Source organism: Bacteroides sp. RCH18 (assembly GCF_058231005.1).
The window spans coordinates 664,483-688,459 of sequence record NZ_JBIPTC010000001.1; the positions used below are offsets into that span (position 1 = coordinate 664,483).

Annotated in this window: 23 protein-coding genes and 1 pseudogene; 14 read left to right on the top strand and 10 right to left on the bottom strand. The window is 42.5% G+C overall.

The window, feature by feature from the left end:
* Positions 1 to 2: 2 nt before the first annotated feature.
* Together ACHLI0_RS02485 and ACHLI0_RS02490 are read right to left on the bottom strand one after the other, a co-directional pair.
* Positions 3 to 1,496 carry a xylulokinase gene (locus tag ACHLI0_RS02485; protein ID WP_490748365.1) on the bottom strand — a complete coding sequence of 498 codons (1,494 nt, stop codon included), beginning with the start codon at positions 1,494 to 1,496 and terminating at the stop codon, positions 3 to 5.
* A gap of 74 nt (positions 1,497 to 1,570) precedes the next feature.
* Positions 1,571 to 2,302: an NUDIX hydrolase gene (locus ACHLI0_RS02490; RefSeq protein ID WP_011107446.1), complete on the bottom strand. Its 732-nt coding sequence runs from the start codon at positions 2,300 to 2,302 to the stop codon at positions 1,571 to 1,573.
* A gap of 340 nt (positions 2,303 to 2,642) precedes the next feature.
* On the opposite strand from ACHLI0_RS02490, the gene thiD reads away from it, so the two are divergent.
* From thiD to sucD, 4 genes are all read left to right on the top strand, one after another.
* On the top strand, positions 2,643 to 3,479 hold the full coding sequence (thiD, locus tag ACHLI0_RS02495; protein ID WP_055217970.1) for a bifunctional hydroxymethylpyrimidine kinase/phosphomethylpyrimidine kinase: 837 nt from the start codon (positions 2,643 to 2,645) through the stop codon (positions 3,477 to 3,479).
* Positions 3,480 to 3,529: 50 nt separating this feature from the next.
* A complete protein-coding gene (gene fabD, locus ACHLI0_RS02500; RefSeq protein WP_008765648.1) occupies positions 3,530 to 4,417 on the top strand; it encodes an ACP S-malonyltransferase in 888 nt (295 codons plus the stop codon).
* Positions 4,418 to 4,616: 199 nt separating this feature from the next.
* Positions 4,617 to 5,747, top strand: coding sequence for an ADP-forming succinate--CoA ligase subunit beta (gene sucC / locus ACHLI0_RS02505; RefSeq protein ID WP_490748366.1), 1,131 nt, complete (start codon positions 4,617 to 4,619; stop codon positions 5,745 to 5,747).
* A 29-nt stretch (positions 5,748 to 5,776) separates the two neighbouring features.
* On the top strand, positions 5,777 to 6,637 hold the full coding sequence (gene sucD / locus ACHLI0_RS02510; protein ID WP_490748367.1) for a succinate--CoA ligase subunit alpha: 861 nt from the start codon (positions 5,777 to 5,779) through the stop codon (positions 6,635 to 6,637).
* Positions 6,638 to 6,739: 102 nt separating this feature from the next.
* Here the strand turns inward: sucD and ACHLI0_RS02515 are convergent, their stop codons facing one another.
* Entirely contained in the window at positions 6,740 to 7,507 is a 768-nt protein-coding gene (locus tag ACHLI0_RS02515) for a DUF4396 domain-containing protein (RefSeq protein WP_490748368.1), read from the bottom strand.
* A gap of 138 nt (positions 7,508 to 7,645) precedes the next feature.
* Between ACHLI0_RS02515 and ACHLI0_RS02520 the strand changes: the two genes are divergently transcribed.
* Positions 7,646 to 7,819 (top strand): hypothetical protein, encoded by a 174-nt coding sequence (locus ACHLI0_RS02520; RefSeq protein ID WP_008761485.1) that lies wholly within the window; start codon positions 7,646 to 7,648, stop codon positions 7,817 to 7,819.
* 80 nt (positions 7,820 to 7,899) lie between these two features.
* Here the strand turns inward: ACHLI0_RS02520 and ACHLI0_RS02525 are convergent, their stop codons facing one another.
* From ACHLI0_RS02525 to ACHLI0_RS02535, 3 genes and pseudogenes are all read right to left on the bottom strand, one after another.
* The gene (locus ACHLI0_RS02525) at positions 7,900 to 9,402 is read right to left on the bottom strand and encodes a glutamine synthetase family protein (protein ID WP_234117983.1); all 1,503 of its coding nucleotides are present in this window, start codon (positions 9,400 to 9,402) and stop codon (positions 7,900 to 7,902) included.
* Positions 9,403 to 9,582: 180 nt separating this feature from the next.
* A complete protein-coding gene (gene rbpA, locus ACHLI0_RS02530) occupies positions 9,583 to 9,828 on the bottom strand; it encodes an RNA-binding protein RbpA (RefSeq protein WP_008765643.1) in 246 nt (81 codons plus the stop codon).
* Positions 9,829 to 10,243: 415 nt separating this feature from the next.
* Positions 10,244 to 10,465 (bottom strand): annotated as a pseudogene (locus ACHLI0_RS02535) (DUF6268 family outer membrane beta-barrel protein); the annotation flags it as partial.
* A gap of 109 nt (positions 10,466 to 10,574) precedes the next feature.
* On the opposite strand from ACHLI0_RS02535, the gene ACHLI0_RS02540 reads away from it, so the two are divergent.
* Complete coding sequence (locus ACHLI0_RS02540) at positions 10,575 to 11,297, top strand: DUF169 domain-containing protein (protein ID WP_022471996.1); 723 nt, start codon at positions 10,575 to 10,577, stop codon at positions 11,295 to 11,297.
* 4 nt (positions 11,298 to 11,301) lie between these two features.
* The gene (locus tag ACHLI0_RS02545) at positions 11,302 to 11,808 is read left to right on the top strand and encodes a GNAT family N-acetyltransferase (RefSeq protein WP_490748369.1); all 507 of its coding nucleotides are present in this window, start codon (positions 11,302 to 11,304) and stop codon (positions 11,806 to 11,808) included.
* Positions 11,809 to 11,933: 125 nt separating this feature from the next.
* Here ACHLI0_RS02545 and ACHLI0_RS02550 read toward each other — a convergent pair whose 3' ends face one another.
* Positions 11,934 to 12,257 (bottom strand): hypothetical protein, encoded by a 324-nt coding sequence (locus ACHLI0_RS02550; RefSeq protein WP_016267505.1) that lies wholly within the window; start codon positions 12,255 to 12,257, stop codon positions 11,934 to 11,936.
* A 281-nt stretch (positions 12,258 to 12,538) separates the two neighbouring features.
* On the opposite strand from ACHLI0_RS02550, the gene ACHLI0_RS02555 reads away from it, so the two are divergent.
* The 7 genes from ACHLI0_RS02555 to ACHLI0_RS02585 all read left to right on the top strand — a co-directional run bounded on the left by ACHLI0_RS02555 (position 12,539) and on the right by ACHLI0_RS02585 (position 20,582).
* Positions 12,539 to 13,426 (top strand): polyphosphate kinase 2 family protein, encoded by an 888-nt coding sequence (locus ACHLI0_RS02555; protein ID WP_490748370.1) that lies wholly within the window; start codon positions 12,539 to 12,541, stop codon positions 13,424 to 13,426.
* Positions 13,427 to 14,101: 675 nt separating this feature from the next.
* The gene (locus tag ACHLI0_RS02560) at positions 14,102 to 14,611 is read left to right on the top strand and encodes a hypothetical protein (protein ID WP_055218567.1); all 510 of its coding nucleotides are present in this window, start codon (positions 14,102 to 14,104) and stop codon (positions 14,609 to 14,611) included.
* 14 nt (positions 14,612 to 14,625) lie between these two features.
* Entirely contained in the window at positions 14,626 to 15,561 is a 936-nt protein-coding gene (locus tag ACHLI0_RS02565) for a DUF362 domain-containing protein (RefSeq protein ID WP_490748371.1), read from the top strand.
* A gap of 6 nt (positions 15,562 to 15,567) precedes the next feature.
* Complete coding sequence (locus ACHLI0_RS02570; RefSeq protein ID WP_221655840.1) at positions 15,568 to 17,133, top strand: 4Fe-4S binding protein; 1,566 nt, start codon at positions 15,568 to 15,570, stop codon at positions 17,131 to 17,133.
* A 127-nt stretch (positions 17,134 to 17,260) separates the two neighbouring features.
* Positions 17,261 to 18,067, top strand: coding sequence for a patatin-like phospholipase family protein (locus ACHLI0_RS02575; RefSeq protein WP_008761475.1), 807 nt, complete (start codon positions 17,261 to 17,263; stop codon positions 18,065 to 18,067).
* A 51-nt stretch (positions 18,068 to 18,118) separates the two neighbouring features.
* A complete protein-coding gene (locus ACHLI0_RS02580) occupies positions 18,119 to 19,816 on the top strand; it encodes an alpha-amylase family protein (protein WP_490748372.1) in 1,698 nt (565 codons plus the stop codon).
* Between the two features lie 289 nt (positions 19,817 to 20,105).
* On the top strand, positions 20,106 to 20,582 hold the full coding sequence (locus tag ACHLI0_RS02585; protein ID WP_221655839.1) for a PepSY-like domain-containing protein: 477 nt from the start codon (positions 20,106 to 20,108) through the stop codon (positions 20,580 to 20,582).
* Between the two features lie 60 nt (positions 20,583 to 20,642).
* Here the strand turns inward: ACHLI0_RS02585 and ACHLI0_RS02590 are convergent, their stop codons facing one another.
* From ACHLI0_RS02590 to ACHLI0_RS02600, 3 genes are read right to left on the bottom strand one after another with little or no spacing between them, the layout of a single operon-like run.
* Positions 20,643 to 22,655, bottom strand: a complete 2,013-nt coding sequence (locus ACHLI0_RS02590) for an alpha amylase C-terminal domain-containing protein (RefSeq protein ID WP_055217997.1) — start codon at positions 22,653 to 22,655, stop codon at positions 20,643 to 20,645.
* 18 nt (positions 22,656 to 22,673) lie between these two features.
* Positions 22,674 to 23,120: a NanQ anomerase/TabA/YiaL family protein gene (locus tag ACHLI0_RS02595; RefSeq protein ID WP_022471985.1), complete on the bottom strand. Its 447-nt coding sequence runs from the start codon at positions 23,118 to 23,120 to the stop codon at positions 22,674 to 22,676.
* 39 nt (positions 23,121 to 23,159) lie between these two features.
* A complete protein-coding gene (locus tag ACHLI0_RS02600; RefSeq protein WP_008761471.1) occupies positions 23,160 to 23,834 on the bottom strand; it encodes a DUF2461 domain-containing protein in 675 nt (224 codons plus the stop codon).
* Positions 23,835 to 23,977: the final 143 nt, after the last annotated feature.

Sequence of the window (23,977 nt, forward strand, 5' to 3'; positions counted from 1 at the left end):
ATTTAAAAAGTTATTATATCGTTATTTATATTATATTTCCATCTGGCGTATGCGTCGGCGTATTCCTGACGTTTAGCTATATTCGGCTCGATAACATCCAGTTTATCAAGTATTGCAAATGCCTCATTATTATCTTTATAAATACCTGCACCGATACCCGCGCCCTTCGCTGCTCCTACAGAACCGTCCGTATCATAAAGTTCGATAGTAGCTCCGGTCACTCCTGCCAATGTATCACGGAAGATGGAGCTAAGGAACATATTTGCATGTCCGGCATGAATCTTTTTGACCGGAATTCCCATTTGTTCCATAATGTCGATACCGTATTTAAAAGAAAATACAATTCCTTCCTGTGCAGCACGAATAATATGATGTTTGCCATGTGCATTGAAGTCTACCCCCCGAATGCTGCAACCTATCTCCTTATTATTCAGCATACGTTCCGCACCATTACCAAAAGGCAGGATGCTGATACCTGCGCTCCCGATCGGCGCCTTGGAAGCCAACACATTCATTTCATTGTACGAGATACCTTCGGGAGCTATATTTCTTTTTACCCATGAATTGAGAATACCTGTTCCGTTGATGCAAAGTAACACTCCCAGACGCGTCTGTTCCATCGTATGATTCACATGCGCAAAGGTGTTGACACGGGATTGAGGATCATAATTCACTTCACCATTCACCCCATAGACAACTCCCGATGTTCCTGCCGTAGAAGCGATTTCTCCAGGATTAAACACATTCAAAGAAAGCGCATTATTCGGCTGGTCACCGGCACGGTAAGTAATCGGTGTTCCTTCCTTCAATCCCAGTTCATTCGCAGCAACTGCATTCACACGTCCTTGTTCTGCAAAAGTCGGTTTGATATCCGCAATAAGTGAAGAGTCGAAGCCATAGTAATCCATCAAGAAATCGGCTACACGATTATTTTTGAAGTCCCAGAACATTCCTTCCGAAAGACCGGAAACAGTCGTGCAGATATCTCCGCTTAACTTCATGGCGATATAATCCCCCGGAAGCATGATCTTATATATCTGCTCATAGACAGCCGGTTCATTTTGTTTGATCCAAGCCAGTTTAGATGCTGTAAAGTTACCAGGCGAGTTCAGCAAATGAGAAAGGCATCTCTCCTCTCCGATTGTTTCAAATGCTTGCTGCCCAAAAGGCACCGCACGAGAATCACACCAGATAATGGCAGGACGCAATACTTGCTGATTCTTATCTACACATACCAGTCCGTGCATTTGATAGGAAATACCGATAGCTTTAATCTCAGCAGCACTCACTCCTGACTCCACCATAATAGCTTGCGTGGATAACTTCAGGTTTTCCCACCAACTCTCAGGATCTTGTTCTGCCCACCCGGGATTAACAGCGATAATCTTCGCTTCTGTTTTCGGGAAAAACGCTGACGATACACATTTACCTGTTTCAGCATTGACCAGACTCGCTTTAACGGACGAGCTACCTATATCATAACCTAATAGAAACATGATGATTTTTAAAATTTTGAATTATATATTTAAACAAACAACCTGTTCACTTATTACCTATTACTTATTACCTACTACCGTCTCACCTTATTATATATCTTCTTATCAAATTTATAATAACGTGCTGCACGATGGGCTACTCCCTGCTGTTTTTCTTCCAAAGGAACTACATATTCCATCATCGCTATTTTCTTATGGAAGTTGCGTACATCCACAGGCTTGTCATATACCAACTCAAAAAGAGTCCTCAACTGGGCAGCGGTAAATTTACGCGGAAGTAACTCAAACAGCATGGAAGGATTGAACTCCACAAACTGACGGATATAGGTCATTGCCTCTTTAATAATCAGATTATGGTCGAAAGCCAATGTCATCACATCTTTCAAAGCAATCCAACAGGCCTGATGATCATCCAGATTCTTGTCCAGTGCCCGGTCTATTTTCACCATCGACAGATAAGCAATTGTCACGATACGTTCAACTTTTGACTGCATAGCCCGTTCCAGCCAGCGTACATCCTTTGGATTGCTGGTTCTGTTTTTAGAACCGAATGCCTTGAATTGCATCAGGTTTACATTTCTGAGCCCCGTCAATTCATACAGTACACGTTGTGCTGCTTCATCCAAATCTTCATCCATATAGATAAGGCTACCGGGAAGTTTCATATCGTGATACACTTCACCATTATCTTCGCCCGCACGTTTTACAAGTAACACTTTGAGTTGTTCTCCGTCAAAACCAATCACTACACAGTCTACTGATATGTGATTGTTTGCCAAGGGTGCTTTTTTCTGTATACTTTGCATATCCTTTTCTTTAATACGATGCAAATATAGGGGCGCTTTATGATTCAAACAATAACAAATGATATGCTATAAAACATTGTTTTTCATAGATATACATATCATACAATCTACAATATGAGTACTTAGTGTTATCTTCTGAATTACAATATGTATTTTACCCGTTCCGGCAACGAGTAATTGTATAAAGTACAAAAAGCGGAATGACTCTTTATTATCAGCACTTTTCATATTCACCCCTTGTCTTCTCCGGCAACGGACTTATTGTATTTCAAACGATATCCCATTTTGTATCTTGCCGTTTTTATTCTATCTTTGCCGGATAAATATTAAAAAATCTAAAATGGAACGTCATCCCGTCATTTTATCCATTGCCGGTTCCGATTGTTCGGGAGGAGCGGGCATTCAGGCAGATATCAAAACAATCTCGGCATTAGGAGGCTATGCGGCATCTGCTATCACCGCCGTCACTGTGCAAAACACTCTAGGGGTACGCGCCGTCCATGCAATACCACCCGAAATTGTTTGCGGACAAATCGAAGCGGTGATGGAGGACTTGCAGCCTGTCGCTATAAAAATAGGCATGGTTAACGATATTCAGATCGTTCATGTCATTGCCGACTGTATACGGAAATATTCACCGGAGCACATCATTTATGACCCGGTGATGGTATCTACCAGCGGCCGGAAGCTGATGACAAATGAAGCCATCGAAGAGATTAAGAAAGAACTTTTGCCGCTTGTTACATTAGTCACCCCCAATATCGATGAAGCAAAGGTGCTGACAGGCAACAGCATCCAAAATACACAGGATATGCTGGAAGCCGCCAAGCAACTCTCCCACAGTTATCAGACCCATATCCTGATCAAGGGCGGACATCTGGAAGGCAATCAAATGTGCGACCTCTTATATTCTCCGGATCACACCTATTATATATATGAAGAAAAAAAGATAGAAAGTAAAAACCTGCATGGGACCGGGTGTACCCTCTCCTCCGCTATTGCAAGCTATCTGGCAAAGGGATATTCGATGAAAGAATCCATCCGTCACGCTAAAGAATACATTACTCATGCCATCATTGCAGGCAAAGACTTGAATATAGGTCATGGCAACGGACCTCTGTGGCATTTTCCCGACTCCATTGCACAAATGTGTACATTTTGTGCGGTCGTATCATAAAAATCTGTAACTTTGCACCCGCATTTAAAAATCAATTAAATAATAAAGATATGAAAGCATTTGTATTTCCCGGTCAAGGTGCTCAGTTCGTAGGAATGGGTAAAGACCTGTATGAAAACTCAGCTTTAGCAAAAGAATTGTTTGAAAAAGCAAATGATATCCTCGGATATCGCATTACAGATATCATGTTCAATGGTACAGACGAAGATCTTCGTCAGACAAAGGTTACTCAACCTGCCGTATTCCTTCACTCTGTTATCTCTGCTCTTTGTATGGGCGATGATTTCAAACCGGAAATGACAGCCGGACACTCACTCGGTGAGTTCTCTGCATTGGTGGCTGCTGGTGCCCTGAGCTTTGAAGACGGATTGAAACTGGTTTATGCCCGTGCAATGGCTATGCAGAAAGCTTGCGAAGCAACTCCTTCTACGATGGCCGCTATCATTGCATTGCCGGATGAAAAGGTAGAAGAAATCTGTGCATCTGTTAATGCAGAAGGTGAAGTTTGCGTACCTGCCAACTATAACTGCCCGGGACAAATCGTAATCTCCGGTTCTGTACCAGGCATCGAAAAAGCCTGCGAACTGATGAAAGCTGCCGGCGCAAAACGTGCTCTCCCATTAAAAGTAGGTGGTGCTTTCCACTCTCCGTTGATGGACCCGGCTAAAGTTGAGCTGGAAGCTGCTATCAACGCAACAGAAATTCATACTCCCAAATGTCCGGTATATCAGAATGTGGATGCACTTCCTCATACTGATCCCGCAGAAATCAAAAAGAATCTGGTTGCCCAGCTGACTGCTTCCGTACGTTGGACTCAGTCTGTTAAGAATATGGTTGCCGATGGTGCTACTGATTTTACAGAATGCGGACCGGGTGCAGTATTGCAGGGATTGATCAAGAAAATAGATGGTACAGTAAGCGCTCACGGCATTGCATAAGCATTCGTAGATATACTTTACCTTTTCTCAACTATAGAGCGTGTCGACTAGTTTGCCGATACGCTTTTTTTATGCTTATTAGTCAAACATGAGACAATTAATATGCTGTAAAACACACCATTAGTCTTCTCTACGAGCAAACATTCCGAATCTTTCACTTGTTTTCATTATAGGAATCATTTATTCAAATTCGCGGACCATGAAAATACATGAATATCAAGCAAAAGAAATTTTCTCCAAGTATGGGATCCCTGTTGAAAGGCATACCCTATGTCGAACGGCTGCCGGTGCAGTTGCCGCATACAGGAGAATGGGCTCAGACAGAGTGGTTATTAAAGCACAAGTGCTGACCGGCGGACGGGGAAAAGCCGGAGGTGTTAAACTGGTAGATAACACAGAAGATACCTATCAGGAAGCTAAAAACATTCTGGGTATGAGTATTAAAGGGCTTACTGTCAATCAGATACTGGTCAGCGAAGCGGTTGATATTGCCGCAGAGTACTATATCAGCTTCACCATTGACAGAAATACACGCTCGGTCATCCTTATGATGAGTGCGTCCGGTGGTATGGATATCGAAGAAGTAGCCCGGCAATCACCGGAAAAAATAATTCGCTATGCTATTGACCCGTTCATCGGTCTGCCTGATTATCTGGCACGCCGTTTCGCATTCTCGCTCTTCCCTCACATAGAACAAGCCGGCAGAATGGCCGCTATTCTGCAAGCACTCTACAAATTTTTCATGGAGAATGACGCATCGCTGGTTGAAGTAAATCCATTGGCTCTTACCGCCAAAGGCATATTGATGGCTATTGACGCCAAAATTGTTTTTGACGATAATGCTCTTTACCGCCATCCGGATGTACTGAGTTTGTTTGATCCTACAGAAGAAGAAAAAGTAGAAGCGGATGCTAAAAACAAAGGGTTCAGCTACGTTCACATGGATGGAAATATAGGCTGTATGGTAAATGGCGCCGGACTTGCTATGGCAACAATGGATATGATAAAACTTCATGGGGGAAATCCTGCCAACTTCCTTGATATTGGCGGTAGTTCGAACCCTGTCAAGGTGGTTGAAGCTATGAAACTTCTATTACAGGACGAGAAAGTAAAGGTCGTCCTGATAAACATTTTCGGAGGAATCACCCGTTGTGACGATGTAGCCATCGGTCTTATTCAGGCATTCGATCAGATTAAGAGTGATATACCTGTCATTGTCAGGCTCACAGGAACCAATGAACATATCGGACGTGATCTTTTACGCAACCATAGCCGTTTTCAGATAGCTACAACTATGCAGGAAGCCGCTTTAATGGCTATCAAATCTTAAGATGAAATCACATAAAAAATGAAGGAACAATGAGTATATTAATAGATAAATCCACCCGTTTGATTGTACAAGGTATCACCGGTAGAGACGGGCTTTTTCATGCCAAGAAGATGAAAGAATACGGAACGAATGTCGTTGGCGGCACTTCTCCGGGCAAGGGAGGTACGGAAGTAGACGGTATTCCGGTATTCAATACGATGCATGAAGCTGTAAAACAGACACAGGCTAATACTTCCATCATCTTTGTGCCGGCCCGTTTTGCAGCAGATGCTATTATGGAGGCTGCGGATGCAGGCATCCGGCTAATAGTCTGTATCGCAGAAGGTATTCCGACCCTGGATGTCATCAAAGCACATCGGTTTGCCGAACAAAGAGGGGCAATGTTGGTTGGCCCCAACTGTCCGGGACTTATTTCTCCCGGAGAAAGTATGGTAGGAATCCTTCCGGGACAAGTCTTTCAGAAAGGAAATGTCGGTGTCATCAGCCGTAGCGGAACACTCACTTATGAAATAGTGTATCACTTAACGGCAAATGGTATGGGACAGTCTACTGCAATCGGCATCGGAGGAGATCCTGTAGTAGGTCTGCATTTCCTTAAACTACTGGAAATGTTCCAGAATGATCCTGAAACGAAAGCAATTGTGTTAATCGGAGAAATCGGAGGAAACGCGGAAGAACAGGCTGCTGAATATATTCGCAGTCATGTAAATAAGCCTGTAGTAGCATTTATTGCCGGACAGTCTGCTCCTCCGGGAAAACAGATGGGCCACGCAGGAGCTATTGTTTCGGGAGGTTCCGGCTCGGCAAAAGACAAAATAGAGGCTTTAGAAGCTGCCGGCATACGAGTTGCACAAGAGCCTTCGGATATTCCTAAGTTACTGAAAAGATAAACAGAACCACACGGAGAAATAGAGCTTTGGGCTTTTGTTTCTCCGTGTGGTTCTATTTTATGTACCAATATATCCCCGCGATGATAAAGTAATATCTGAAATTTACATTCCCTTTTTCACGCCTAACTTTATTAATAAAGCATTCATCGGATAAGCACAGAAAAAGCCAAAAAGCATAGCCAGCTGCATCATAAACCAAAATATCCATGTGTCTTTAGGCAAAGGCTCATTGACAAATAAAACAAAATAAACGATTGCCATCCAGCCATACATTCCGATTTGCCAAGACAGCAGAGAAAAGAAATCTGCTTTAAAAGCACGGGACAGCGCCTTTCCCGCCGATATCCTCTCCATCTCCCGAATAGCATAGAATTGAAAATAAACTCCTATGATCAACGCCAATATAAAATCAAGTACCCAGTTTCCAATAAGCTGACTTCCTGCAACGGTTACCGGGATATAATTAGTGAACCACTCTCCTATTATATCAGCCAATGTGCAGCCTGCTCCACAATGTAAAGCCGATAAAGCCACAGACTGCCAATGAGGACGTCTCACGGACATATCTCCCATCGACATATCCATATTCATGTCTTTCATACCGGACATACTCATCCCTTTCATGTCCGACATCTCCATCCCCATGTCCGACATATCCATTTTCATTTCACCACCTCCCATCTTTATGGGAGCACCTTGTCCGAACTTATTATAAGCCCATAAAGCTAAGTAACTTCCCCACAATGCAGTCAATATCCATACTGCATTCATTATCTTCATTGATTGTGGACGATGTGTCAGATCGATTGCTATGTGAACTGCAATTCCGATACCTGAACAGACTAAAAACACGGCTAATAAATTGAGCATAATTGTATATTTAAAAAGATTTTAGACTACAACAGCCCTTATTTATAAATAGTTCATCCCGTCCATTTTTAAATTTATCCCATCGAACTATTCTCCTGGCTGTTTGTTTACAATTTTATTAATTAAATATTGAATTGTATGAGTAGACGTAGTCAATTAGAGCATGAAGTATCTGTTGCTCAGGAAAGAATCAAGAAGGCAGCCAAAGATACACCGAAAGATATCATAAAGTTATGGGAACAAGACTTGGTAGACTTGGAACTTGAACTCAATAACCTGGTAGATGATGAAGAAGATAACAATGAAGATTAACTAAAAGAGGGTGCCACCGCGATTGTGAAGTGCACCCTCCTTTATTTGTAGTATTTTTATAAGCAGAATGCTTTTATTGCTTATCCACAGTGGAAATACTTATGTACCAGTTCCAGCATTTCTTCCGGTTTGCCTTCCAGATCGGCACGTAATGTTTTGTCCTCATAACTACGGAGCTTGCGTATAATACCGTCAATCATAGCCGGACTAAATACATTATATTGCTCGAAGACAGCACGTTGTTTTAGCAAACATTCGGCAGATGCCGCACAACTATCCGGCAATTGAGCCAATGCTTTCAGCTTGTCCTCATTCTCTTTCTGATGGATATTTACATTTACATACGTTCTCTTTGCAATGTCCAAAGCCTGTTCTATCTCAAAACCATGACGGCAGGCAACAGCCAGTCCCGCAAGCAGCTGATACAAATCTGCCGAACCATCCGGAGAACGCATTTCTACCGTTTGTTTCTGGCTGGTATCAAAATGACTTTCGCTTTCCAATGGATTTGCCAAAGTACACATATCGGTCTTGGCAGCCCAGCCCAACGGTACACGCACTAATACAGAACGGTTGCGATCTCCCCAGCAAACATTGGTCGGTGCTTCCTGATGAGGAACCAAACGGAAGTAAGAAGTAGGATTGGTATTTCCAAAGGCTGTAATAGAAGGAGCAAGTTCCATCATTCCGGCGATTGCCTTACGGGCTGTTTCCGACAATACACCGTCTTTCAGCATCTGATTTTGTCCGTCCTTTACAATACGCATATGAATATGTAAACCCGATCCGGCTTTTCCAGCCGTAATCTTAGGCGCAAATGTCACATTATACCCATATCTGTATCCCAAGTTACGAATCACCCATTTGGCAATCATCAATTGATCTGCCGCATCTTCGGCACGAACAGGCAGGAACTCTATTTCGTTCTGTTCATAAATCATGCCATCCAATGTAAAATTACCAACCTCGGAATGACCATATTTTATCTGCCCACCCGTCTGAGCTATATACGACATACACTGCGTACGGAAATCGTTAAACTTAGCATACGGAGCAGATTCATGATAACCACGTTGATCTGTAGCCTGAAACATTCCTGTATCCGGTGAAATAACATAGTATTCCAGCTCACCCATCGCCTGAAACTCCATACCTGTGACATCAGTAAATGCTTTACACGCTTTATGCAAAGTATGTTCCGGAGAACTTTCCAATGGCTCACCGTCTTTATTGAAGAAAGAACAAAGCATCGAAAGTGTCGGTATTTCTGCAAACGGATCGACAAAAGCGGTACGGAAACGAGGCACTACATACAGGTCGCTACTCCCCGCCTCTATAAAAGGAAACAGGCTGGAACCGTCCACCCGCTCTCCACAAGTAAGGATCGCATCCAGATAAGCCGCATTATTAATTACAAAATTCAATGTTTTCAGTCGCCCGTCAGCGGCAGGATACATGAAATTGACCATACGGATATTATTCTTCTGAATAAAAGAAATAATATCTGCCTTAGTAAACTCGGCGGCAGGCTTTTCCAAAGCAGCCACCAGACAGTTAGGATTCATTAAAAGTTCTTGATTCATCTTCTATCGGTTTGTTGTTAGTGAATCAAAGGTAAGAAAAAAATAACCGCAGACAATAAAAAGAGAGATAAATTCTTTGGACTTTAAGAAATAGTCCGGCAGGATTCTGCAGAAACGAAAGAAGGTGTGTTAGGATCACCAACACACCTTCTTTTTATATACTGATTGTTATTCAGTCAATTAGTTCTTCGGCAAAGCCTCTTTAACTACCATCGGACGGCCTACATATTCAGCACCATTCAATTCTTTGATAGCGTTAGCTGCTTCTGTATCATCCGGCATTTCAATAAAAGCAAAGCCTTTTGATCTTCTTGTTTCACGATCTGTGATTAATTTAACTGAAGCAACTGCTCCATACTCTTCCATTACGTTTCTCAAGTCTGATTCCTTAACGTTATAGTTAAGATTTCCAATGTACAAATTCATAAAATACAAATATAAAAAATTAATAATTTCAATAACAAAGTTCTTTGGAAGTTCTTAATCAGAGATGGATATGCTCAATAAATGAGAAGATTCATGTGAAATAATCAAATCGAAATAAACCTTTTATTGTTTAGTGAGTGCAAATAACGGCATTTCGCGGGAATAATGCACTATGTTCTCTCCTTTTTCTTTTGCAAAATACCCTTTTTTATGAAATAAGACCAAAACTTAACGTATGGGTGTTCCAGTGAGAGTCTGTAATAAAGTCAGAAGCCATATTGAATGCTTTGCGCAAACTCTATCCCGGTGATACCGGGCACCTGAATATCAAGGATATGATCAGAAATACCCCTATGACTTTTAATGCTGAATATAATGTTCGTTTCACTGACATGGCGATAAAGTTACTACTTTTTCAGAACTTATACTTCATTCCCATCGAAACATATACAGCCGGTTTGAAATAAGGGTCCGTATCTCTGGACATATCTTCGAAAAAGGTCTTCAGTGTACGTGTTGTGTAATAAGCAATCCGGCTGCACGATAATCCTCCCATCTCTGCTATCAGACTTAGCTTCAGATATTTATTCAGATTCATTCCTGCCGATAGTTCCATCATAGAAACTTTGATCTGATAGCGTCCCTCAGTGCTTCATCGCTCCGTATACCAAACGCATATTTTCGGACTTTATTCTTTGCTCCTTGCTTTTTTAGTTTAACTTTGTACGTAGATAAAATAACCAATTATGGAAATAAAAAAATTCATCGAAAACTATCGGGAAGCTTTTGGCGAATATGCCGAATTACCTATCGTATTCTGGTACTCGGACATTCTTGAAAATGAAACGGGGAAAGTGAACGGGTGCTTCTTTAAAAGCATGAGTAAAGTCAGGGAAGGTAATACCATCAGCCTGAATGCGGAAACAATTGGTTGCGGCGGCGGTAAGTTTTATACCGGATTCACTGATATGCCCGAGCACGTGCCGACGTTCGTATCTCTAAAGGAACGATATAAGCAGACGCCGGAAATGGTAAAAAGCTTTATTGAACAATTGGGAGTACCAAGGGCAGAAAAGGAATATCTGCATTTTGCCCGTATAGATAAAGTGGAAACGTTCGATCATTTGGAAGGAATCCTTTTTCTGGCCAATCCTGATATATTATCCGGACTGACCACCTGGGCTTTCTTCGATAATAATAAGGAGGATACAGTGATTTCCACTTTCGGGTCGGGATGTAGTTCTGTGGTCACACAGACGATTCTGGAGAATCGTAAAGGCGGATACAGAACATTCATCGGATTCTTTGATCCTTCTGTACGCCCTTATTTTGAGGCCGATATACTGAGTTATACCATTCCGATGTCGAGATTTAAGGTGATGTATGAGACTATGCGCAGCAGTTGCCTGTTTGACACACACGCATGGGGAAAGATTCGGGAAAGAAACCATAATAGCTACAAAGAATAAGAATATGGATTTTATACTTCGTCCCTGGAAAAAATCTGATGCCAAAGCCTTAGCAAGGCATCTGAATAATAAGAAGATATGGGATAACTGCCGTGACGGGCTGCCTTTTCCATATACAGAAACAGATGCTGATGCCTTCATTAAATACGCTTCGGAACAAGTGGAACAGAATGAATATTGCATCGAGGCGAATCATGAGGCAATCGGTAATATCGGATTCGTCCGCGGGACGGATGTCGAACGCTTCAATGCAGAAGTCGGTTACTGGATTTCGGAAACATACTGGAACAAGGGCCTTGCAACAGCTGCTTTAGAAAGAGCTATAGAACATTTTTTTCAGCATACAGATGTAATACGCCTATACGCTACGGTATATGAACACAATGCCGCATCAATGCGTGTGCTGGAGAAAGCAGGATTTCAGAAAACAGGAATACATCGTAAGGCTTGCTTCAAGAATGGCCAGTTCATTGATGCACATTATTATGAATTACTTAAAAATAAATCGTAAACCTCCTTGCTTTGTTACCGTATATATTACTGCCGACTATCTTTATACAGAACCTAATACATAGAACGAGAGGTCCCGATTCATCACGAACCGGAACCTCTCTATGAGTTATTACTTTCGAAGTTTTACTTTATCTCTTTAACTTCTTCTCCTTTTTCATTCAGAAGTACGGTTACTTCCTGGGCGTCTTTTGTAGTGATAATTACTTTATAAACCTTACCGGTTTCTTTTTCGGCAACATACGCTTCCTTGATGGTAGCATCTTCATAGCTTTTCGCTATTGCCTGTGTCACTGCTTCCGGCAAATCTTTCACTTCAATCTTTGTATACTCATCCTGTGGAGCTTGTGTCTGAGTTTCCACTGCCGGAGTGTTACTTACTTCCTGTGCGAATGCTACAGAACTACCTAATCCCAATACCAATGCTACTGCTACTAATACCTTTTTCATAATCGTAATTTTTTAAGTGTGAATAATAGAACTATTGTTTTTATTGTTTCTTGTACTTAATATATGGCAAAGCAGATGCCAAACGTTTCACTCCGTCATATATAACTGATAATCAAATACATAAACAGTAGACAATATAAATATAACTGTGGAATTAGTGTGGAATTATGTGGAATCTGTTGATACATAATTGGGGAATTACTATTCAACGCTCTTAATTTGGCAAGAACTGATTTCTTTATTCAACTGTTATATACCTATAACAACCTAATTATACAACAATGAAAAAAGAAGTCTTAAAAGAGCTTACAGCCAAACCGGGGAAGGAACATCATGTATCCGATTTCAATCCCTCATTTACTGCTGATATGTCCAAACAGGATGCCAAAGAACAGTTAGCCCAAAATATCGAAAAGCTGTCAGAACTGCAAAGTATGCTTTATGCACAAGAGCGCTACTCGGTTCTGGTTATTTTTCAGGCAATGGATGCTGCCGGAAAAGACGGAACGATCAAGCATGTAATGTCCGGCATCAATCCGCAAGGGTGTCAGGTGTACTCCTTTAAGCAACCTTCTGCCGAAGAACTGGATCATGACTACTTATGGAGAATTAATCGTTCGCTCCCCGAACGGGGACGAATCGGAATCTTCAACCGTTCCCAATATGAAGATGTACTGATAGCCAAAGTGCATCCCGAAATCCTGTTATCCAACAAGCTACCCGGAATACTAAAAGCGAAAGATATAGACAACGAATTTTGGAAACGCCGCTACCGGCAGATTAATGATTTCGAACGTTATCTGACTGAAAACGGGACGGTCATCATCAAATTCTTCCTGAACGTTTCGAAAGCCGAACAAAAGAAACGATTCATGGAGAGGCTGAACGATGAATCAAAGAACTGGAAATTCTCTTCTGCCGACGTCAAAGAACGGCAATACTGGGACGACTACATGAAAGCCTACTCGGATGTACTGACAGAAACTTCAACAGAGATTGCCCCGTGGTATGTGATTCCGGCAGACAACAAATGGTTCATGCGATATGCCGTCGGGCAAATTATCTGTGAACGCATGGAAAAACTGGACTTACATTATCCGCAGTTATCCAAGGAGGCGCTGGAAAGACTTGAAGAATGCAAAAAGAACGTATCCGATATTAATTTCTAAACAAGATACTTTCTCAGAGTTTAACGGGTTATTTCTGTCAGGACTTGACAAAGCCCTTTTAATGTTGTATATTTGTAAGCAGAACAATAATAAACCTATAAAACCGTAACTAATGAAAAGAAGTCTGTCTTTCAACATACCTGCTGTAATGTATCACATGAACGGTAACATACAGTCAAGATTGATCAGTCCGTAAGGCAAGTACAATATTACAACAAGACATATATATTTCCCTATAAAGAATAAGATATGAGTCATCGGTATACAAGCTGAAGGCTGCGACTTCCATTGGAAGTCACAGCCTTTTTTGTTGCCAAATTTCAGCATAAAAAGCCATAAACGGAATTACATCGTTTATAATAAACTCAGATACCGTTTTACTAAAACTATCACAAAGTTTATTATAAACACAAACACCGATGATTCATAAATCATACATTTTTTTCATTGTCACCGGAAGGAGAAATCCACTGTTCCGGTTCACGCACTTCAATGAATAAACAAAAAACGATAAAATAATACGTTTCATTGAAAATTTGCACTACTTTTGTAAACATCAAAGCCCAATCATGATTTGACCGGCCAAGAAATTATGAGACCGATTAAACTTTTTCAAACGAGAATAGTCTAATCTTTAAGATATCATCAATCTAAACATTAAAGTCATCAATGAAAATGGAAACATCCGCCAAACTCTATTCGCTGAATTACAGCAATGTGAAAACTTACCTGTTCGCCCTGTTATTCGTAGCAGGCAACATCGCACTTCCACAACTGTGCCACCTCGTTCCTTACGGTGGACCGACTTTATTACCAATTTACTTTTTTACCTTAATAGCCGCTTATAAGTACGGTTTTCGGGTAGGATTGCTGACAGCTGTTCTTTCTCCTGTCATCAATCATATCTTGTTTGCCATGCCATCCGAGGCCGTTCTCCCGATTATATTGATAAAATCAACCTTGCTTGCCGGTGCTTCCGCCCTTGCAGCACGTACCGTGAAAACCGTTTCTTTGTTAGCCGTCCTTGGAGTAATACTCTCCTATCAACTCATAGGAACCGCTTTTGAATGGATGATCGAGGGAGATTTCTATATCGCAGTACAAGATTTCCGTATCGGTATTCCGGGTATGCTCATTCAATGGTTTGGCGGATACGCCCTGTTAAAGGCAATTGCAAAACTCTAAACTAAAAAAGAAAGATGGACAGAAGGGATTTTTTAAAGACAGTAGCTATTACTGGTGCCGCCATGACTATACAGCGTTCAGAGGCGATGGAGATACTGACTCAGACAATCAATAAGGCAAATGGTGACAAACCGGACCTGGTGGCCGTCATGGGCGGCGAACCGGAAACTATGTTCCGTCGTGCTATCAGCGAGCTGGGCGGTATGAAGCAATTTGTCAAGCCCGGACAGAAAGTAGTGGTAAAGCCCAATATCGGATGGGATAAAGTGCCCGAACTGGCAGGAAACACGAATCCGAAACTGATCACGGAAATCATCAAACAATGTTTTGCCGCCGGAGCCAAAGAGGTCACCGTATTCGACCATACCTGCGACGATTGGCAGAAGTGCTACAAAAACAGCGGTATTGAAGCGGCAGCGAAAGAAGCCGGAGCCAAAGTTATGCCCGCCCACCTGGAATCTTACTACAAACCCGTTGATCTGCCAAAGGGACAAAAGATGAAGAAGGCGAAAATACATGAAGCCATCCTGAATTGTGATGTATGGATTAATGTCCCTATCCTGAAGAATCACGGAGGCGCCAATCTGACTATCTCCATGAAAAACCATATGGGTATCGTCTGGGACCGCGGCTTCTTCCACCAGAACGACCTGCAGCAATGCATTGCGGACATCTGTACACTGGAAAAGAAAGCTGTGCTTAATGTCGTAGACGCCTACCGTATCATGAAGACCAACGGACCGCGAGGACGTTCCGCTTCGGACGTGGTACTGGCAAAAGGTCTCTTTATCTCACCGGATATTGTAGCCGTAGATACAGCCGCAGCCAAATTCTTCAATCAAGTACGCGAAATGCCGCTGGACACCGTAGGTCACCTTGCCAAAGGAGAAGCACTGAAAGTAGGAACGATGGACATCGACAAACTGAATGTCAAGCGAATTAAGATGTAAACCACCATGTTAAGAAAGATACGTATCGGAATATCAGTCGTCCTTTTTGCACTGATTACTTTTTATTTTCTCGATTTTGCTAATATTCTGCCGAACAGTTTTCATCGGTTGGCACATATACAGTTTGTCCCTGCCGTGCTATCTCTCAGTATAGGCATACTGATTGTGCTGATTGCGTTAACCCTGTTGTTCGGACGTATCTATTGCTCTACCATCTGTCCGATGGGAATATGGCAGGATGTTATAGCACGCATTTCAAAGTCTGTGGGCAAGAAGAAAAAAAGATATCGGTACAGTCCTGCAAAGAATATGCTGAGATGGACCGTGCTCGGAGTGACTGTAATTGCCTCCGTATGCGGCTTCTCGGTGGTATTGGGATTGCTGGACCCGTATAGCGCATACGGACGCATTGTAGTACATATCTTCAAACCGGTGTATATGCTGGGAAACAACCTGCTGGAATCCGTATTTTCCAGATTCGAAAACTACACGTTTTATCAGGTAGACACCTCGGTATTAAGTCTTTCTTCCCTTCTTATAGCGATACTGACCTTTGCCGCCATTCTTATATTAGCATGGAAACACGGCCGCACGTGGTGCAATACCATTTGTCCGGTAGGTACGGTATTAGGATTTTTGAGCCGTTACTCTTTGTTCAAAGTCCGTATCGATACCGCAAAATGTAATGGTTGCGGACTTTGCGCTACCAAATGCAAAGCTGCCTGCATCCACAGCAAAGAACACGCTATTGACTATAGCCGCTGTGTAGACTGTTTCGACTGTCTCGGTGCCTGCAAACAGAAAGCGCTGGTTTACGCCCCTGCTTCAAAGGGACAACAACGTTCTTCCGCTACAGAAAAACAAGCGGCGGCAACAGAACCATCTTCCGTTACTGCAGATTCTTCCAAACGTCGTTTTCTGCTTGCCGGACTGGCTACTGCCGGAGCAACTCCCACGCTTCTTACAAAGGCGCAAGAATCCATTGCGACGATGGAAGGCAAAAAGGCATACAAAAAAGAAAATCCGATTACTCCTCCGGGATCTGTCAGCCAGAAGCGTTTCCAGCAACATTGTACATCATGCCATCTTTGTGTCAGCAAATGCCCGTCGCATGTACTGAAACCCGCTTTCATGGAATACGGTCTGGGAGGTGTGATGCAGCCAACGGTCAGTTTCGAAAAAGGATTCTGTAATTTCGACTGTACCGTATGTAGCGATGTCTGTCCCAACGGTGCCATCCCTCCGTTGACGGTAGAACAGAAACATCTCACTCAGATGGGCTATGTCGTCTTTATAGAAGAAAATTGCATTGTCCTCACTGACGGAACCAGTTGCGGAGCCTGTTCAGAGCATTGTCCTACGCAAGCCATTGCTATGGTACCCTACAAAGACGGACTGACTCTTCCCCACGTCAATACGGAGATCTGTGTCGGATGTGGCGGCTGCGAATACGTCTGCCCTGCCCGCCCGTTCCGTGCCGTATACATCGAAGGAAACCCTGTGCAGAAAGAAGCGAAACCTTTCAAAGAATCAGAAGAACATAAAGTTGAGATAGACGATTTCGGATTCTAGCAGCATCAGCCCCAAATATGGATAGCTTTCAGAGGATTGTATACAATTCAAAAAAACTATCCATTATATTCCTCCTACTTTCAATAAATTCACTAAATTCGTGGCGAACTAAAAAAGAAAGTAACTCATGGAGGTATTCACAAATAACTGGAATAGCCGTAAATATCAGATAGGCTATGCTTTAAGCGGAGGATTTATTAAAGGATTTGCGCATTTGGGGGTGATGCAGGCTCTGCTGGAGCATGATATCAAACCGGACATTATCTCCGGAGTAAGTGCCGGTGCGCTTGCCGGAGTTTTTTATGCCGACGGAAATGAACCTCACCAAGTGATTGAATACTTCTCCGGCCATAAGTTTCAGGACCTGACAAAGTTAGTCATCCCCAAGAAAGGACTATTTGACCTCTGTGAATTTATTGACTTTCTCCATACCAATCTGAAAGCCAAGAATCTGGAAGAGTTGCAAATCCCCTTAATCATCACGGCTACCGATCTGGACCACGGACGTATGGTTCATTTCCACCGTGGCTCCATAGCCGAACGTGTGGCTGCTTCCTGCTGTATGCCTGTCATGTTTGCTCCGGTCAATATCGACGGAACCAATTACGTAGATGGCGGATTAATGATGAACCTTCCAGTCTCCACCCTTCGCAGAATATGCGACAAGGTGGTAGCCGTCAACGTAAGTCCCATCATGGCGCAAGACTATAAAATGAATATCGTAAGCATTGCCATGCGCTCCTTCCACTTTATGTTCCGTGCCAATACTTTCCCCGAAAGAGAAAAATGTGACTTGCTGATCGAGCCATACAATCTTTATGGATATAGCAACACCGAACTGGAAAAAGCGGAAGAAATCTTCGAGCAAGGTTATAAGATAGCCAATGACTTACTTGACCAGACATTGGCGGAAAAAGGGAAAATATGGAAGTAATACCTTACTTTTCGCGAAAACATTTATGATATGAAATAAAATCTACTCTATATGAACAACGAAAATAAAATGATTATCTATCAGGTGTTTACACGCCTGTTCGGAAACAATAACAACCATTGTGTCTACAATGGAGACATTACCGCCAACGGATGTGGTAAAATGGCCGACTTCACCCTCAAGGCACTTGGAGAAATCAGAAAACTGGGTGCTACCCATATCTGGTATACAGGCATTATCGAGCATGCAACGGAGACGGATTACCGTCGTTTCAACATACGTCCCGACCACCCCGCCATCGTGAAAGGCAAAGCGGGCTCTCCCTACGCCATCAAGGATTATTATGATGTAGATCCGGACTTGGCAACCGATGTGCCGGAACGAATGAGGGAGTTCGAGAATCTGGTACATCGCACTCACCGTTCCGGACTGAAAGTTATTATAGATTTTGTCCCCAACCATGTAGCACGCCAGTATCACTCGGATGCACAACCGGACGGCACTACCGAACTGGGAGCAAACGATGACCCGAACTACGCTTTCAGTCCGTACAATAATTTCTACTATATACCGCAGTCCGAGTTGCGTGCCCAGTTCGACATGAAAGAAGGTGCAGTGGAGCCTTACCACGAATATCCGGCCAAAGCCACAGGTAACAACCGTTTTGACGCTACACCGAACATCAACGACTGGTACGAAACCATCAAGCTGAACTATGGAGTAGATTATCTGAATGGCGGCACTTGCCATTTCTCCCCGACTCCGGATACCTGGATAAAGATGCTGGATATTCTTTTATTCTGGGCCTCAAAAGGTATCGATGGTTTCCGCTGCGATATGGCGGAAATGGTTCCAGTAGAATTTTGGGAATGGGCTATTCCACAAGTTAAGGAAGCGCATCCGGAAATTCTTTTCATTGCCGAGGTCTATAATCCCAACGAATACCGCAATTATCTGTTCCGTGGAAAATTTGACTATCTATATGATAAGGTCGGTTTATACGATACACTCCGCAATGTATCTTGCGGCTACGAATCCGCTGCATCCATCACTCACTGCTGGCAAAGTCTGAACGGAATAGAAAAGCAAATGCTGAACTTCCTGGAGAACCATGACGAACAGCGCATCGCTTCCGATTTCTTTGCAGGCGATCCACGTAAAGGAATCCCCGCTCTGATCGTTTCTGCTTGTATGAACACCAATCCTATGATGATTTATTTTGGTCAGGAGTTCGGCGAACTGGGAATGGACAGCGAAGGTTTCAGCGGAAGAGACGGGCGGACTACGATATTCGATTACTGGAGCGTAGATACAATTCGTCGCTGGCGCAATGGCGGTAAGTTTGACGGTAAAATGCTGACCGAAGAGCATAAACGCCTGTACAGCATTTACCAAAGAGTACTGACGCTGTGTAATGAAGAAGCAGCCATTGCCAAAGGAGTATTCTTCGATCTAATGTACGCCAATAAAAACGGATGGCGTTTCGACGAACATAAGCAATATACTTTTATGCGAAAGTATAAGAATGAATTGCTGTTCATCATCGTCAATTTCGATAGCCAACTGGTTGATGTAGCAATCAACGTACCTTCTCACGCGTTTGATTTCTTACAGATACCACAAATGGAAAAATATCAGGCTACAGACTTATTGACCGGTGCCAAAGAGGAAATCTGTTTATTGCCTTATAAAGCCACTGAGGTTTCCGTAGGGGCCTATAACGGGAAGATTCTGAAGATTACATTCTGATGCCTGCTGCTCTGATTGGAGCTAGATAAGATTATAAAGTTCAGGCACGGATTACGCGGATAAACACGGTTTTTAGTTACTCAACTCTTTAAACCGTGAAATCCGTGTAATCCGTGCCTAAGAAGAATTATAAATTATACCTTTAGCTCATACTCAAACCTTTTACAAGTTAATTCCACCCACGCATTATACCTATTTATTTCCCTTAACTGATTTATTCCCCCCAACTGAAAACAAAAATTCTCAAAGGCTGTTTAGTTAGATAAATAATTTCCTAAACCAGAACCTTATGAAGAAAATTAGTTTTTTGGCAGTCATATTGTTATTGTCTCTATCTGCCTTCGCAATCTTACCTCCCGGCAATGTACAGGCTGCCTTCAAAAAGATGTACCCCAAAGCCAACGGTGTAGCATGGTCGCAGGATGATGGCTATTATTGCGCTAACTTTATCATGAATGGATTCACTAAAAACATCTGGTTCAATACGCAGGCTCAATGGCAAATGACACAGACGGACCTTGTCAGTCTCGACCGGGTGACACCTACCGTATACAACGCCTTTGTATCCGGTCCTTATGCCAGTTGGGTAGTAAATGATGTAACCATGGTGGAATTTCCTAAATGGCAGGCAATCATCGTCATTAAGGTAGGACAAGATAATGTAGATATCAAATACCAGCTCTTTTATTCCCCGCAAGGAATGTTGCTAAAAACCCGCAATGTCAGTTATATGTACGACATTCTCGGTCCGGGAACATTTTTATAGAAAAAAGTCCTTGCCAAACATCAAATGCTCGGCAAGGGCTTTCTTATTTTATTCCTTGAGTTATTTCTTCTTTCTCAAAACAACAGCTGTACGTGCAGGAATATAGAGTTTCAGCCACTCTTTCTTTTCCTTCTTATACAACGGATCGGCAATCGTGAAATGAACTACTGAATCATCTGCAAGACCATTTCCGCCAAATGCAACATTATCCGTATTCAAGATTACTTCATAAGCTCCCGGACTAACAAGGAAACCATAATCCACAAAAGACTGTCTCGGATTGAAGTTAAATACAAATATCAGATCCTTACGTCCATAAGCCAATACCTGATCACCATCATTATGCCAGATCTCCTGAACCGGAGTCGCCTGGAAATCTTTCACACTCTTGATCACTTTCAGCATCTCAGCATCAAAGTCCCCCATGTAGTGATAAGCCAGATTCTTGTTATCTACCAGATCCCACTGACGACGGGCATACTTACAAGACCATCCATTACCTTCACGCGGAAAATCGATCCATTCGGGATGCCCGAACTCATTACCCATAAAGTTCAGATAACCGCCATTGATCGTCGAAGATGTCAGCAAGCGGATCATCTTATGTAAAGCGATTCCACGATTGACTACATAATTCTCATCGCCTTTCTGCATATGCCAATACATATCGGCATCAATCAGACGGAAAATAATAGTCTTGTCTCCTACCAATGCCTGATCATGACTTTCCGCATAAGAGATCGTCTTTTCATCCTGACGACGGTTGGTTACTTCCCAGAACATACTGGAAGGTTTCCAGTCCTCATCAATCTTTTCCTTGATAGTCTTGATCCAGTAATCAGGGATGTTCATAGCCATACGGTAATCAAATCCGTAACCGCCATCCTCTACTTTGGCCGCAAGTCCCGGCATACCGGAAACTTCTTCAGCAATAGAGATAGCCTTCGGATTGACCTGATGAATCAACTCATTCGCCAATGTCAGGTAACAAATGGCATTGCCGTCCTGATGACCATTGAAGTAATCTCCGTAATTACAGAATGCTTCTCCCAACCCGTGGCTATAATACAACATAGACGTCACACCGTCAAAACGGAATCCGTCAAACTTATATTCTTCCAGCCAGTATTTACAGTTGGACAATAAGAAATGAATCACTTCATTTTTGCCATAATCAAAGCATAGTGAATCCCATGCCGGATGCTCACGACGAGGAGCCGGATAGAAATACTGGTTCGGATCACCGGCAAAGTTACCCAAACCTTCCACTTCGTTTTTCACCGCATGAGAATGGACAATATCCATAATAACGGCAATACCCATCTCATGAGCAGCATCAATCAGCGCTTTCAGTTCGTCGGGCGTACCAAAGCGGGAAGAAGCAGCAAAGAAACTGGATACATGATAGCCAAAACTACCATAATAAGGATGCTCCTGAATGGCCATAATCTGAATACAGTTATAGCCTTCCTGTGCTATGCGTGGAAGTGTTTTTTCGCGGAATTCATTGTATGTGCCTACTTTTTCCTCTTGTTGTGCCATTCCAATATGACATTCATAGATCAACAAAGGATTCGTAGTAGGCTTAAATGTCTTTTTCTTGAATTTATATGGCTTTTCCGGTGCCCAGACTTGTGCACTGAATATCTTGGTCTGTTCGTCCTGCACTACCCGTGTAGCCCATGCAGGAATGCGTTCACCTTGTCCGCCATCCCAATACACATTCAACTTATATAAGTCTCCGTGCTGAATGGCATCTGCCGGAAGATTGATTTCCCAATTACCGTTTTTCAGTTTTTTCAGCTTATAAGCAGCTTTCTCTTCCCAGTTGTTGAATGTACCTACCATATAAATATGAGTAGCATTCGGTGCCCATTCGCGGAACGTCCATCCTTTGGGAGTACGGTGCAGACCAAAATAAAGATAGCCTGATGCAAAGTCCGAAAGAGTTTGTTTTCCTTTATTGGTCAGCTCGGCTTCCTTGTTCAGTGCATACTGGTGACGACCAGTAATGGCATCTGCGAAAGGTTCCAGCCAGGGATCGTTTTTGATAATGTTGAGTGTCTCTTTCATATCAGAATTGAATTAGGTTTATGCTTTTACTTTTACGATCACTTTCTTCACTCCGTCGGGAGTAATGCCGGGAGCATGTCCGTCTTGCGGGAAGAAAATGGCAAACATTCCCGGTTTCACGGCTACATATGTTTCTGCCAGTCCTTCGAAGAAAGTAATATCTTTTTCTGCATTGTAAGGAGCGTCGGCAGGCACACAATCTTTGGCAGCAGTATACCCCATCACCTCTGTTCCCGACAATGGGATCTGAATATCAATAAATTCATTATGCGTTTCCAGTTTCGCCTCTTCCTTAGTCTTAGGCTTTGTCTGTGCGATATTCACTAGCAGATCTTTTCCTTTCAGTTCAGTCTTGCCTATTTCCATGGCTTGGAGGTCATGAGATTTCAAGAACTCAATAGCTTGTGCAAACAAAGGATTCAAAGACGCATATTTTTCCAGATTTTCTAAAGTATCTACTACCATATGAGTTTAATTTTTAAGTTTATATTTTTAGGTATTATTTTATTCAAAATCATCAATTGTGTAATTGATGAAATCGGCAAATCTCTTGAACTGTCGGAATGCTTTCTCTATCTGCTCCATCATGTCCGCCCGAGTGAAAAAATCATCGGGAACAAGATAAGAACAGACAAACTGTCTGCACTTCAGATAATCAATATATTTAAAATCTTTCGGGAATCCCTTGGGAGCTGTTTTCATGAAGTCCTCTCCCACTACAGGAAAATATTTTTTGAATTCGGGGTCTTCTACAATGGAGATATACTCTTCCACATTGTCATAAATGGCTTGGCGGACAGCTTTCAGTACGTTGGGAGGCAAACACAGGCTTCCTCCGGCAAGCATGCTTCCATCAGGCTGCAGATGCACATAGTATCCGCAATGATCGGATTTCTTGCCTTTGGCATTGATATAGCCGCCAAAATGTATCTTATAGGGTGTCTTATCCGCAGAGAAGCGGGTATCCCGATAAATACGATAGGTACAATCTTTGGGTTGGATTCCCCGGATTGTTTCATCGAACAAAGAGATGCGGGCGATTACTGTTGCCAGAAAGTTATCAAACTCGGCACGGGCTACTTCATATTCTGACCGGTGCTCATTGAACCACTCACGATTATTATTCGCAGAAAGATCTTTTAAAAACTGAAAGATAACGGGTATGTTCATCTTCATCATTTTCTATTATTACCCTACAAACGTACAAATTTTATTTCATATAAACTACAAAACGCAACAAAAGGACATAAAAAAAGCATCGGCCTAGTAAAACCGATGCTCTAACACATTTATCAAAAAAACAGACTCTTCTGCTTCTGATG